Here is a 12,111-nt window from a genome sequence, read left to right as displayed (position 1 = left end):
TCGGCGCACCATGTCTCCCAGCTTCGTTCCGGTGGCCGAGGCCGCCACCCCGGCATCGCCAGGCGCCGCCCCCTCTCCCGCTCCTCTTCGTTACCTTGCACTGGCCGGCCCCACGGCCTCCGGCAAGACCGCCGCCGCGCTCGCGCTGGCCCGCCTGCAGCCGGTGGAGATCATTTCGGTCGACTCGGCCCTGGTCTATCGCGGCATGGACATCGGCACCGCCAAGCCCACCGCCGCCGAGCAGGCCGCCGTGCCGCACCACCTGATCGACATCCTCGATGCGCGCGAGAGCTACAGCGCCGCCGCCTTCGTGGCCGACGCCACGCGGCTCGTCGGCGAGATCCGCGCGCGCGGCGCGCTGCCGCTGCTGGTGGGCGGCACCATGCTGTACTTCAAGGCGCTGTTCGACGGCATCGACGCCATGCCCCCGGCCGACGCGGCCGTGCGCGCGCACATCGACGCCGACGCCGCCGCGCACGGCTGGCCCGCCATGCACGCGCGGCTCGCGCAGGTCGACCCGGTAACGGCCGCGCGGCTCGCGCCGCAGGACAGCCAGCGCATCCAGCGCGCGCTCGAGGTGTGGGCCACCAGCGGCAAGCCGCTGTCGAGCTTTCATGCGAGCGACAACAAGACGGCCCGGCCGCTCGAAGGCGGCATGCTGTTCTCGCTGGAGCCGGGCGACCGCGCCTGGCTGCACGGCCGCATTGCCGAGCGCTTCGACGCGATGCTGGCGGCCGGCTTCCTCGACGAGGTGCGCGCGCTGCGTGCGCGCGGCGACCTGTCGACCGACCTGCCCTCGATGCGCTGCGTCGGCTACCGGCAGGCCTGGGAAACGCTGGACGCCTGCGGCGATGCGGCGCCCGGCGCCAAGGCCATGGCCGACCTGCGCGAACGCGGCATCGCGGCCACGCGCCAGCTCGCCAAGCGGCAGGTCACGTGGCTGCGCAGCATGCCGCAGCGCACCGTGATCGCCTGCGACGCGCCCGACGCCGTGCAGACCGCCGTTCGACTCATGGCCCAGGCCACTCAAGCAACTCAAGCACCCCACGCCGGATGACGCTGCGCATAACCAACCTCGGCAAGCACTACGGCGAAGCGCCTGTCTTCGAGAACGTGACGCTCGGCGTCGAGCCCGGCGAGTTCGTCGCCATCGTGGGGGAATCGGGCGTCGGCAAGTCGACCCTGCTCAACTGCATGGCCGGCCTCGACAGCTGGGACCAGGGCACGGTGACGCACGACGGCACCGACATCGGCGCGCTCGGCGGCGAAGCCTGCGCGCTCTGGCGGCGCCGCCATGTGGGCTTCGTGTTCCAGGCCTTCCATGTGCTGCCGCACCTGGACGTGGCGCAGAACGTGGCGCTGCCGCTGATGCTGCTGGGCCGGCAGAACGAACAAGGCCGCGTGGCGAAGATGCTCGACGCGGTCGGCCTGCCCGGCATGGGCGCGCGGCTGCCGCAGACGCTGTCGGGCGGCCAGCTGCAGCGCGTGGCGATTGCGCGTGCGCTGGTGCACCGCCCCGCCCTGCTGCTGGCCGACGAGCCCACGGGCAACCTCGACCCCTCGACCGCCGCGAAGGTGATGGACCTGCTGATCGGCCAGACCCGCGAGCACGGGGCGTCGCTGGTGCTGGTCACGCACTCCGAGAGCGCGGCGGCCCGCGCGGACCGCCTGCTGCACCTGACGGCCAGCGGCATCCGCGCCTGAGCGCGGCTCCGTCGAGTCAGTGCCGGGTTACTGCGGCGCGATCAGCGCGGCGAAGCGCGACAGGTCGACGTTGCCGCCGCTGATCACGATGCCCACGCGCTGGCCTTCGATGGCCTTGGCCGCCGCGATGGCGCCCGCGAACGCGAGGCAGCCGGTGGGCTCCACCACCATCTTCATGCGCTCGGCGAAGAAGCGCATGGCTTCCACGAGCTGCTCGTCGGTCACCGTGAAGATGTCGTCCACGTCACGGTGGATGATGCCGAAGGTGTACTCGCCCAGGTGCTGCGTCTGCGCGCCGTCGGCGATGGTCTTCGGCGTTTCGATGTGCACGATCTTCCCGGTCCGGAACGACTGCTGGCCGTCGTTGCCCGCCTCGGGTTCCACGCCGTAGACCTTGCATTCGGGCGCCAGCGCGCGCGCCGACAGCGCCGAGCCCGACAGCAGACCGCCGCCGCCGAGGCACACGAACAGGTGGTCGAGCGGGCCGGTTTCCTCGATCAGTTCCTTCACCGCCGTGCCCTGGCCCGTGAGCACGTCGGGATGGTCGTACGGCGGAATCATCGTCATGCCGCGCTCCTGCGCGAGCCGCCTGGTCAGGGCCTCGCGGTCCTCGGTGAAGCGGTCGTACATCACCACTTCGGCGCCGTAGCCCTTGGTGGCGGCCACCTTGGCCGCCGGCGCGTCCTTGGGCATGACGATCACGGCCGGCATCGACAGCAGGCGCGCCGACAGCGCGATGGCCTGCGCATGGTTGCCCGACGAGAACGCGATCACGCCGCCCTTGCGCTGCGTGGCGTCGAACTTAGACAGCGCATTGAACGCACCGCGGAACTTGAACGCGCCCATGCGCTGGAAGTTCTCGCACTTGAAGAAGAACTCCGCGCCCCAGCGCGCGTTGGCGGTGCTGGAGCGCAGCACCGGCGTGCGGTGGGCATGGCCCTCGAGCCGCGCGGCCGCGGCGATGACGTCGTCGTAGGTAGGTAGTTGCATGCGCCGAGCTTAGCGGCGGCTTGCATTTTTTTGCAGTCCCGATGGGTAAAAACCCGGGATACGCGCCGGCCGCAAAGTTCGTACTCTGTATACAGAGTTCAAAGAGAGACCCGCCATGCCCGCCCAGCTCCTCAGCATCGAAGTCGCCCCCGACCTCGTCGACCAGGTCTACCGCGCCCTGCTCGGCGCCATCAGCAGCGGCACGCTCGCGCCGGGCGAGCGCATCACGCAGGAAGACATCGCGCAGCGCCTCTCGGTCTCGCGCCAGCCCGTGCTGCAGGCACTGCGGCTGCTGAAGAAGGACGGCTTCGTGCTCGACGCGCCCGGCCGCGGCGTGCTGGTGGCGCCGCTGGAGGCCGAGGCGATGCGCAAGGTCTACCAGGTGCGCGGCGCGCTCGACGTGCTGGCCGCGCGGCTGGCGGCGCAGCAGCGCTTTCGCATCGACCCCAAGCTCATCGAACGGGGCCGGCGCGCGGCGCGCGGGCGCAATGTGGAAGCCATGCTCGACGCCGACGTGGCCTTTCACCAGGCCATCTACGAGGCCTCGGGGAACCCGCTCATCGGCCAGAGCGCCGCGCCCCACTGGCGCCACCTGCGCCGCGCGATGGGCGCGGTGCTGCAGGCCGAGCCGCAGCGCGAATCGCTGTGGGACGAGCACGAAGCCATTGCCCAGGCCATTGCCGCCGGCCACGTGGAGCGCGCCGCGCGCCTGAGCGAGGAGCACGTCTCGCAGGCCAGCGAGGCACTGGGCGAGCGGCTCGCGCAGCAACTGGCGCGCGCCGCCACCCCTTCCCCCGGACCCACCCCGCAGACCACCCAGCGAAAAAAAGGAGACAAGGCATGAAGCTGACCCCCGAGCAACGCGCGCAGTTCGAGCGCGACGGATACCTGTTCTTTCCCGGCCATTTCTCGCCCGAGGAAACCAGGGCACTGACCGACGCGGTGCCCGAGCTGTACAGCAAGCGCGAGGCCTTCAACGTGCGCGAGAAAGGCTCCGACGCCGTGCGCACCAACTTCGCCGCGCACCTCATCAGCGAGCCTTTCGCTCGGCTGGCGCGGCACCCGCGCATGGTGGGCCCGGTGAGCGATCTCTTCGAGGAAGAGGTCTACATGCACCAGTTCAAGATCAACGGCAAGATGGCCTTCGAAGGCGAGGTGTGGCAGTGGCACCAGGACTACGGCACCTGGCTCAACGACGACCTGATGCCCACCGAGCGCGCGATGAACGTCGCGATCTTCCTGGACGACGTGACCGAGCACAACGGCCCGCTGATGTTCATTCCGGGCAGCCACCGCAAGGGCGTGGTCGATGCGAAGCACGACCTCACCACCACCAGCTACCCGCTGTGGACGGTCGACAACGACCTGATCCGCCAGTTGGTGGAGCGCGCCGGCGGCAAGCAGGGCGGCATCGTCTCGCCCAAGGGCCCGGCCGGTTCGATGATCCTGTTCCACAGCTGCCTGGTGCATGCCTCGGGCAGCAACCTGTCGCCGTTCAACCGCGTGGCGGTGTACCTGAGCCTGTGCGCGGTCAGCAACCACATCCGCCGGCACAAGCGGCCCGAGTACATCGCGCACCGTGACTTCACGCCCATCGAGATGCTGCCCGACGACTGCCTGCTCAAGCCCTACCCGGTCGACGTGCCGTGGAAGAGCGGCCTGCCCGAGAGCGCGCTGCGCACCTCGCTCGCGCTGATCGAACCCGTGGAGGCCTGAACACCATGAGCCTCTATACCCGCCTGCAGCAACGCGCCGCCGAAGGCCGCCCCATCCGCATCGGCCTGATCGGCGCCGGCAAGTTCGGCGCCATGTACCTCGCGCAGATTCCGCGCACGCCCGGCGTGCAGCTGGTGGCCATTGCCGACCTGTCGCCCGACGCGGCCCGCGTCAACCTGGAGCGCGTGGGCTGGCAGCCCGGACGCGCCGCCGCCGGCTCGGTGCAGGAGGCGCTGAAGCACGGCACCACCTGGATCACCGACGACTGGCAGGCCGTGACGCGCGAGCCCTCCATCGACATCGTGGTCGAGTGCACCGGCAACCCCATCGCCGCGGTCGACCATTGCCTGGATGCGTTCGCGCACGGCAAGCACGTGGTCAACGTGACGGTGGAAGCCGACGCCTTCTGCGGCCCGCTGCTCGCGCACAAGGCGCGGCAGGCCGGCGTGGTGTATTCGCTGGCCTTCGGCGACCAGCCCGCGCTGATCTGCGACCTGGTCGACTGGGCGCGCACCTGCGGCTTTCCGGTGGTGGCGGCCGGGCGCGGCCACAAGTGGCTGCCGCACTTCACCGAGTCGACGCCCGAGACGGTGTGGGGCAACTACGGCCTCACGCCCGAGCAGGCGAAGCGCGGCGGCCTCAACCCGAAGATGTTCAACAGCTTCCTCGACGGCTCCAAGCCGTCCATCGAAAGCTCGGCGGTGGCCAACGCCACCGGCCTCGGCGTGCCGTCGGACGGCCTGCTCTACCCGCCCGCGAGCGTGGAAGACATTCCCTTCGTCACGCGCCCGAAGAGCGAAGGCGGCGTGCTCGAGCGCAAGGGCATGGTCGAGGTGGTGTCCTCGCTGGAAGCCGACGGCCGCAAGATTCCGTACGACATCCGCATGGGCGTGTGGGTCACGGTGGAGGCCGAGACCGACTACATCAAGAACTGCTTCGAGGAATACAACGCCCACACCGACCCGAGCGGGCGCTACTTCACGCTGTACAAGCGCTGGCACCTGATCGGGCTGGAGGTCGGCATGTCGGTGGCCAGCGTGGCGCTGCGCGGCGAGGCCACCGGCGTGGCCAGCTGCTGGAACGCCGACGTGGTGGCCACCGCCAAGCGCGACCTGGCGGCCGGTGAAATGCTCGACGGCGAAGGCGGCTACACCGTATGGGGCAAGCTGCTGCCGGCCGAGCGCTCGCTGCGCCTGGGCGGCCTGCCGCTGGGGCTGGCGCACAACGTCAAGCTGGTGCGCCCGGTGAAGAAGGGGCAGAGCCTGAGCTGGGCGGACGTGGCGATCGACACCGCCACCGGCGCCTACAGGCTGCGCCAGGAGATGGAGGCCATGTTCACGCCCGCGGTGCAGGCCCGGGCGGCCTGAGCCGACAGGCCCGTGAACCGGGGCGGCAGGGAAACGGGGCATTGCGCCCGGCCGCCATAAGCGAAAAAATATTCTGCTCGACGCGGCCACCCCGTGTCGAAATGGCCGCCGGCGGGCCGTCATTGTGGTGAGCGATCCTGCTCAGCTTCTTCCCTACCGGAGAGACACCATGCAGTACATGTTGATGTTCTACCAGCCCGCGGCCGAATTCGAGCAACGCGAAGACGCCGCCTCCCAGGCCTACCGCGCCAGCTGGATGGCCTACGCCGACGCCGTGCGCCAGGCGGGCATTTCGCTCGGCGGCCACGGCCTGCTGCCGCCCATGACCGGCACCACGCTGCGCGTGCGCGGCGACAAGCGCCAGGTGCAGGACGGCCCCTTCGCCGACACCAAGGAGCAGCTCGGCGGCTACTTCGTGATCGACGTGGCCGACCTGGACGCGGCGCTCGAATGGGCGGCACGCGCGCCCTGCGCCACCAGCGGCGGGGTCGAGGTGCGCCCCGTGTTCACCGCCACCGCGATGGCATCGGCGGCGTGACTGCCCCGGCGGCGCCTTCCACGGCTGCGGCGGCTGCTGCTGCAGCGGCCGGCGCAGCTTCAGCAGCCGCTGCGCCGGCTTCGTTCAACGCCGCCGAGCGCGCGGCGCGCGAATCCTACGGACGGCTGCTGGCCATCCTGTCCGCGCGCACGCACGACATCGCTGCCTCGGAAGACGCGCTGGCCGACGCCTTCGCGCGCGCGCTCGACCGCTGGCCCGCCGACGGTGTGCCGCAGCAACCCGATGCCTGGCTGCTGAGCGTGGCGCGCCATCGCAAGCTCGACGCCTGGCGCCACACCCGCGTGCAGGACAAGGCCACGCAAAGCCTGATGCTGCTGGCCGGCGAGGTCGACGAGGGCACCACCGACGGCGCCGCCGTGCCCGACGAGCGGCTGCGCCTGCTCTTCGTGTGCGCGCACCCGGCCATCGACGCGCCGGCGCGCGCGCCGCTCATGCTGCAGACCGTGCTCGGGCTGGACGCCGCGCGCATGGCCGGCGCCTTCCTGACCTCGCCCTCCACCCTCGGCCAGCGGCTGGTGCGCGCCAAGGCCCGCATCCGCGCGGCCGGCATTCCCTTCGAGTACCCGCAGGCGCGCGACCTGCCGCACCGGCTGCAGGACGTGCTCGATGGCATCTACGCGGCCTACGGCACCGGCTGGGACGACGTGGACGGCGCCGACGCCCTGCCTCGCGGGCTGACCGCGGAGGCCATCGACCTGTGCCGCATCCTGTGCCGGCTGATGCCGCAGGAGCCCGAGCCGCTCGGCCTGCTGGCGCTCATGCTGTTCTGCGATGCGCGTATGGCGGCGCGCCGCAGCGACACCGGCGCCTACGTGCCGCTCGACCAGCAGGACATCACGCGCTGGAACCACCAGTTGCTGGCCGAGGCCGAGCACCACCTGCGGCACGCGTCCACGCTGCAGTCGCTGGGCGCGTACCAGCTGGAAGCCGCCATCCAGTCGGCGCACTGCGAACGCCGCGCGGGCGCGCCGGTGCCGCCCGAGACCATGGTGTCGCTGTACGAAGGCCTGCTGGCGCTGCGCCCGAGCATCGGCGCGCAGGTCAGCCGTGCCTGCGCGCTGGCCAACGCCAGGGGACCGGAGGTCGGACTGCAGGCGCTCGACGCGATTCCCGCCGGCGAGGTGACCAGCTACCAGCCCTTCTGGGCGGCGCGGGCGCACCTGCTCGCGAACGGCGGCGCGCGCGTGGCGGCGCGCCAGGCCTATGCGCGTGCGATCGGGCTCAGCAGCAGCGCGGTGGTGCGGGCGTACCTGCATGCGATGTCGGACCGCCTGTGACTGGCCCTGACCGGCCTTGAACGACCCTGTGCAGACTATTTCGTGTTGAAGGTGCGCGGAAAGAGCGCCGCCTGCGAGCGGTCGCGCAGCCGGTAGCTCATGGCCGGGCGGCCCAGGCTGCCGGTGACCATGCCGGCTTCTTCCATGAACTCGCCGTCGAGCATGCGCTTGCGGAAAGCGCTCTTGTCGATGTCGCGGCCCAGCACCACTTCGTAGGTGTGCTGCAGCGCGGGCAGCGTGAACGGCTCCTCGAGCAGGAAGGCCGGCAGCGACGTGTATTCGACCTTGCTGCGCAGCCGGGCGATGGCCGCGTCGAGCAGCTCGCCATGGTCGAAGGCCAGCCGCTTGCGCGATGCCGCATCGACCTCGAACCACGCCACTTCGGCCGCGTTGGCGCCGCTGCGCAACTGCATCGCCTGCACCGGAATCAGCGCATAGAAGCAGTGCGTGGTCGACCAGCCGCGCGGGTCGCGCTGCGCCCCGCCCCAACTGCCGAGCTGCTCGAGGTAGGGCGTGACCACGCCGGTCTTCTCACGCAGCTTGCGCTGCGCGCAGGCCAGCAGCGTGGCGTCTTCGTCGATGTTCACGAAGCCGCCCGGCAGCGCCCACTTGCCGGGAAACGGCTCGTCGGTGTCGGCGGGCCGCTTCACCAGCAGCACCTGCAGCGCGTCTTCGCGCACGGTGAACATCACCACGTCGACCGTGACCAGCGGGCGCGGAAAGGTCAGGGGCGGGAACCTGGGCGAGGGCGTGTTCACAGGATGGCTTGACTCCGGATTTATTAGTTGTACTATACAACCCTTGATTAGTTGTACAGGGCAACTTTCATGGAAATCACAAGAACTACAACGAAGGAACAAGAACAAATGAACGACGCTGTCACACCCCTGCCCACCGAACGGCACATCGCGCAGCGCGCGCGCTGGCCGAAAAGCGGGCAACACATCCTGGCCCACCACGACGCGCATTCCATCGTCGTGTACCAGGCCTATCGCCCCGAGATCGGCGAGTACGCCATTCGCCACGGCCGGCTCGACGGCCCGGCCTTCAGCCTTTCGCGCATGAGCTGGATCAAGCCGAACTTCCTGTGGATGATGTACCGCAGCGGCTGGGGCACCAAGGAAGGCCAGGAGGTCACGCTGGGCCTGCGGCTGCGCCGCGCGTTCTTCGAGCGCGTGGTGCGCGAGGCGGTGCCTTCGACGTTCAACGCGAGCCAGGCCGGCTACCCGAGCCGAGAGGCATGGCAGGAAGCCGTCGGCCGCTCCGAGGTGCGCCTGCAATGGGACCCCGACCACTCGCCGCGCGGCGGCAAGCTGGAGCGCCGCGCGATCCAGCTCGGCCTGCGCGGACGTACCCTCGCAGCCTTCGCGCACGAAGAACTGCTGGAGGTCATCGACATGCGCGCCTTCGTGGACACGCAGCGCCCGCTCGCGCAAGACGATGACCCCGCGCTGCAACTGCCGGTGGAGCATGTGCTCGACATCGGCACCTGAGACTGAACAACAAGGAGAGAGAAAAAATGACGACCGACACACCGAACCAGGCAGCCGCGCCGCGAAGCACCCGCGACCTGCCCGCCTATTTCGCACAAGGCCACCGCCCCGAGTACCTGCTGTTCTGGGGTCACCAGGCGCCGAGGACCGGCGTGAACAAGAGCTGCTTCAGCCAGTGGTTCGAGGCCGGGTTCAAGGCCGATGGCATCAGGTACCGCACGGCCGAACACTTCATGATGGCCGGCAAGGCGCGCCTGTTCGGCGACGAGGCAACCTGCGAGCGCATCCTCGCGGCCCGCACGCCCGGCGAGGCCAAGAAGCTGGGCCGCGAGATCCGCGGCTTCGAAGAGACGGCCTGGGTGGCCGCGCGCCTGGACATCGTGACGCGGGGCAACGTCGAGAAGTTCGCGCAGAACCCGGCGCTCGGCGCGTTCCTGCTCGGCACCGGCCACCAGGTGCTGGTGGAGGCCAGCCCGGTCGACGCGATCTGGGGCATCGGCCTGGCCGCCACCGACCCCGCCGCGCAAGACCCGCGCGAATGGAAAGGCCTGAACCTGCTGGGCTTTGCACTCATGGCCGCGCGCGACGCGCTGAGGCAGCCGCGATGACCGGCGCCGATCGCTACCGCGGCTGCCTGCTGGGCCTGGCCTGCGGCGACGCCGTGGGCACCACGGTCGAGTTCCGCCCGCGCGGCAGCTTCGCGCCCGTGACCGGCATGCAGGGCGGCGGCCCCTTCGGGTTGATCGCGGGCGAATGGACCGACGACACCTCGATGGCGTTGTGCCTCGCGGCCAGCCTGCTGCACTGCAAGGGCTTCGACGCGGTCGACCAGATGAACCGCTACTGCAACTGGCGCAGCGTGGGCTACATGAGCAGCACAGGGAACTGTTTCGACATCGGCCTGACGGTGTCGGGCGCCCTCACCCGCTACCTCGCGTCGGGCGATCCGTTCGCGGGCGACCCCGACCCGCGCACCGCCGGCAACGGCGCGCTGATGCGGCTCGCGCCCGTGCCGATGTTCTACGCGGCCAGCGCGCAAGCCACCTGGCAGCAGGCCGGCGAGAGCACGCGCACGACGCACGGCGCGCTCGAAGCCATCGGGTGCTCGCAGCTCTTTGCGCTGCAGTTGCGCGCGGCATTGCATGGTGAAGGCAAGGCGGCGATTCTTTCGACGGCGCCGCTGGCCCCGTTGAGCGACAAGGTCGCCGCGCTGGCGCGTGGCGACTACGCCGCGAAACCGGTCGCGCAGATCAAGGGCTCGGGCTACTGCGTCGAGTCGCTCGAAGCGGCGCTCTGGTGCTTCGCGCACACCGGTTCGTTCGAAGAAGCCGTGCTGGCCGCCACCAACCTGGGCGACGACGCCGACACCACCGCGGCCATCTGCGGACAGCTCGCGGGCGCCTTCTACGGCGCGGACGCCATTCCGCGGGACTGGCGCGACAAGCTGGTGATGCGCGGCGACATCGAGCAGATGGCCGACCAGCTGCTGGCGCTCGCAGGCTGAGCCCGGGCCTCTACTCCTGCTGCACGGACGTGGCTTCGCCCGTGCGCCGCGCCTCGAGCTGGCTGCCGCCCTGCGCCAGCGTGACGCCGACCACCGCATTGCGCTCGTCGCGCCGGAACACCAGCTGCGCGCCGATGGCCGTCACGGCGAAGCGGTCGGTGCCCGTGGGCGTGAGCGCGTTGTAGCCGCGCCCCGTCTCGCGCACCAGCAGCTTGCCGCTGCGCACCGTGAACACCAGCACCTTGGTCCTGCTCACGCGGAACTCGCCCTTGTAGTCGTCCAGCCGCGCGGGATCGATCGGCACCTCGACGCTCGACACCGGGTAGCGGCTCTTGCCGATGGCCAGCATCACCGGCTGCATCGGCGCGCGCGCGTTGCTGCTGAGCACGACCAGCGCCTCGCCGGTGTCGGGCGCCAGCAGCCACAGCGTGCGGTAGCCCTCGGTGAGGCCCGCGTGCCAGTAGGTGCGGCGCCCGCCCTCGGGCCCGCGCACCATCACCGCGTAGCCGATCTCGGCGCCCTCGTAGCGCGCCAGCGGTGTGAGCATGCGCGCCGCCGCCGGGCCCAGCGGGCCGCCGGCGCCCGCGAGAATGGCGCGGCTGAAGGTCATCATGTCGGCGGCCGTGGAGCGCAGCGCGCTGGCCGGCGCGTAGGCCTGCATGTCGAACAGCGGCTGGCGGCGGTCGCCGGCAAAGGCCGGGGCCATGCGCGAGGCCTTGTCGCCGAGCGGGATCACGGTGTCGTTCATGCCCAGCGGCTCGGTGATGCGCGCGCGCACCAGTTCGCCCCACGAGGTCTTGTAGTGCTCCGCCAGCAACTGCCCGAGCAGCGCCATGCCGAAGTTGCTGTATGCCGCCTCGCACGGCGGCGCGGCGGCCGTGAGCCTGATGCGCGCCAGCGCCGCCCAGAACATCGGCCTGTCGAAGCTGCGGAACTGCTCGGCCAGCGGCGCGCCACCCGTGACGCCGTCGGCCATCACGGGCATGCAGCCGGTGTGCGTGACCAGCTGGCGCAGCGTGACCGAAGCCACGGCCGGCGCGAGCCCTTCCACCTTGCCGTCGGCCTTGCCCTCGAGCAGCTTGCCGACCGTGTCGTCGAGCTTCAGGTCGCCGCGCTCCACCGCCTGCGCGAGCAGCAGGCCGGTGAACACCTTGGTGACCGAGCCGATCTCGAACATCGGCTGCTCGGCGCTGTTGGCCGCGATCGGGCGCGGCGTGGACGGCGGCTCGGGGTTGTAGGCCGCACCGTAGGCCGCCTGCCCGTTGCGCAGCGTGCCGACCACCAGCGTGCCGCGCTCGGCGCCGAGCGCGGCCTTGGCCAGCACCGCGGGTTCGCTGGCCAGAGACAGTGCGGACGGCACGGACAACGGCGGGGCAGATTGAAGCTGCGCCGCCGCATGGCCGGCCAGCAACGGCGCGAGCAGCCAGGCCGCGAAGCAGCGGCGGTACAGGTCGGAGGGCAACAGCCGCATCGTCGGATTCCTCTGGCGTCGTCGAAGATC

General features: G+C 70.7%; 13 protein-coding genes. 10 read left to right on the top strand and 3 right to left on the bottom strand.

The window, feature by feature from the left end:
- Window positions 1-10: 10 nt before the first annotated feature.
- A complete protein-coding gene (gene miaA / locus BM013_RS16150; RefSeq protein ID WP_093128630.1) occupies window positions 11-1,057 on the top strand; it encodes a tRNA (adenosine(37)-N6)-dimethylallyltransferase MiaA in 1,047 nt (348 codons plus the stop codon).
- Complete coding sequence (locus BM013_RS16145) at window positions 1,054-1,704, top strand: ABC transporter ATP-binding protein (RefSeq protein WP_093128629.1); 651 nt, start codon at window positions 1,054-1,056, stop codon at window positions 1,702-1,704. The genes miaA and BM013_RS16145 overlap by 4 nt, the downstream gene beginning before the upstream one ends.
- 27 nt (window positions 1,705-1,731) lie before the next feature.
- Here the strand turns inward: BM013_RS16145 and BM013_RS16140 are convergent, their stop codons facing one another.
- Window positions 1,732-2,694 (bottom strand): threo-3-hydroxy-L-aspartate ammonia-lyase, encoded by a 963-nt coding sequence (locus BM013_RS16140; RefSeq protein WP_093128628.1) that lies wholly within the window; start codon window positions 2,692-2,694, stop codon window positions 1,732-1,734.
- Window positions 2,695-2,809: 115 nt separating this feature from the next.
- On the opposite strand from BM013_RS16140, the gene BM013_RS16135 reads away from it, so the two are divergent.
- The 5 genes from BM013_RS16135 (at window position 2,810) to BM013_RS16115 (ending at window position 7,613) form a co-directional block, all read left to right on the top strand.
- Complete coding sequence (locus BM013_RS16135; protein ID WP_093128627.1) at window positions 2,810-3,538, top strand: GntR family transcriptional regulator; 729 nt, start codon at window positions 2,810-2,812, stop codon at window positions 3,536-3,538.
- Window positions 3,535-4,410: a phytanoyl-CoA dioxygenase family protein gene (locus tag BM013_RS16130; RefSeq protein WP_093128626.1), complete on the top strand. Its 876-nt coding sequence runs from the start codon at window positions 3,535-3,537 to the stop codon at window positions 4,408-4,410. The genes BM013_RS16135 and BM013_RS16130 overlap by 4 nt, the downstream gene beginning before the upstream one ends.
- Window positions 4,411-4,415: 5 nt before the next feature.
- Window positions 4,416-5,777, top strand: coding sequence for an NAD(P)H-dependent oxidoreductase (locus BM013_RS16125; protein ID WP_093128625.1), 1,362 nt, complete (start codon window positions 4,416-4,418; stop codon window positions 5,775-5,777).
- 169 nt (window positions 5,778-5,946) lie between these two features.
- Window positions 5,947-6,315: a YciI family protein gene (locus tag BM013_RS16120; protein WP_093128624.1), complete on the top strand. Its 369-nt coding sequence runs from the start codon at window positions 5,947-5,949 to the stop codon at window positions 6,313-6,315.
- 125 nt (window positions 6,316-6,440) lie between these two features.
- Window positions 6,441-7,613, top strand: a complete 1,173-nt coding sequence (locus BM013_RS16115) for an RNA polymerase sigma factor (protein ID WP_093128734.1) — start codon at window positions 6,441-6,443, stop codon at window positions 7,611-7,613.
- A gap of 35 nt (window positions 7,614-7,648) precedes the next feature.
- On the opposite strand, the gene BM013_RS16110 is transcribed toward BM013_RS16115, so the two are convergent.
- On the bottom strand, window positions 7,649-8,371 hold the full coding sequence (locus BM013_RS16110; RefSeq protein WP_093128623.1) for an NUDIX hydrolase: 723 nt from the start codon (window positions 8,369-8,371) through the stop codon (window positions 7,649-7,651).
- Window positions 8,372-8,479: 108 nt separating this feature from the next.
- Here BM013_RS16110 and BM013_RS16105 point away from each other — a divergent pair, with 108 nt between their 5' ends.
- The 3 genes from BM013_RS16105 to BM013_RS16095 are packed head-to-tail and all read left to right on the top strand — an operon-like array spanning window position 8,480 to window position 10,610.
- Window positions 8,480-9,106 (top strand): DUF4291 domain-containing protein, encoded by a 627-nt coding sequence (locus tag BM013_RS16105; protein ID WP_093128622.1) that lies wholly within the window; start codon window positions 8,480-8,482, stop codon window positions 9,104-9,106.
- Between the two features lie 26 nt (window positions 9,107-9,132).
- Window positions 9,133-9,714, top strand: a complete 582-nt coding sequence (locus BM013_RS16100) for an NADAR family protein (RefSeq protein ID WP_093128621.1) — start codon at window positions 9,133-9,135, stop codon at window positions 9,712-9,714.
- Window positions 9,711-10,610, top strand: coding sequence for an ADP-ribosylglycohydrolase family protein (locus BM013_RS16095; RefSeq protein WP_093128620.1), 900 nt, complete (start codon window positions 9,711-9,713; stop codon window positions 10,608-10,610). The genes BM013_RS16100 and BM013_RS16095 overlap by 4 nt, the downstream gene beginning before the upstream one ends.
- A 10-nt stretch (window positions 10,611-10,620) precedes the next feature.
- Here the strand turns inward: BM013_RS16095 and BM013_RS16090 are convergent, their stop codons facing one another.
- On the bottom strand, window positions 10,621-12,081 hold the full coding sequence (locus tag BM013_RS16090; protein WP_093128619.1) for a serine hydrolase domain-containing protein: 1,461 nt from the start codon (window positions 12,079-12,081) through the stop codon (window positions 10,621-10,623).
- Between the last annotated feature and the right edge of the window lie 30 nt (window positions 12,082-12,111).

Origin of the sequence: Variovorax sp. OK605, assembly GCF_900115445.1 — a bacterium.
Lineage (GTDB): Bacteria > Pseudomonadota > Gammaproteobacteria > Burkholderiales > Burkholderiaceae_C > Variovorax.
This window is presented reverse-complemented; position numbering and strand designations above follow the sequence as displayed.

Bases quoted from the DNA above. Each gene is read 5' to 3' on its own strand.
- BM013_RS16130 (WP_093128626.1), top strand. From the start codon at position 3,535: ATGAAGCTGACCCCCGAGCAACGCGCGCAGTTCGAGCGCGACGGATAC.
- BM013_RS16125 (WP_093128625.1), top strand. From the start codon at position 4,416: ATGAGCCTCTATACCCGCCTGCAGCAACGCGCCGCCGAAGGCCGCCCC.
- BM013_RS16120 (WP_093128624.1), top strand. From the start codon at position 5,947: ATGCAGTACATGTTGATGTTCTACCAGCCCGCGGCCGAATTCGAGCAA.
- BM013_RS16140 (WP_093128628.1), bottom strand. From the start codon at position 2,694: ATGCAACTACCTACCTACGACGACGTCATCGCCGCGGCCGCGCGGCTC.
- BM013_RS16105 (WP_093128622.1), top strand. From the start codon at position 8,480: ATGAACGACGCTGTCACACCCCTGCCCACCGAACGGCACATCGCGCAG.
- BM013_RS16095 (WP_093128620.1), top strand. From the start codon at position 9,711: ATGACCGGCGCCGATCGCTACCGCGGCTGCCTGCTGGGCCTGGCCTGC.
- BM013_RS16145 (WP_093128629.1), top strand. From the start codon at position 1,054: ATGACGCTGCGCATAACCAACCTCGGCAAGCACTACGGCGAAGCGCCT.
- BM013_RS16090 (WP_093128619.1), bottom strand. From the start codon at position 12,081: ATGCGGCTGTTGCCCTCCGACCTGTACCGCCGCTGCTTCGCGGCCTGG.
- BM013_RS16135 (WP_093128627.1), top strand. From the start codon at position 2,810: ATGCCCGCCCAGCTCCTCAGCATCGAAGTCGCCCCCGACCTCGTCGAC.
- BM013_RS16100 (WP_093128621.1), top strand. From the start codon at position 9,133: ATGACGACCGACACACCGAACCAGGCAGCCGCGCCGCGAAGCACCCGC.
- miaA (WP_093128630.1), top strand. From the start codon at position 11: ATGTCTCCCAGCTTCGTTCCGGTGGCCGAGGCCGCCACCCCGGCATCG.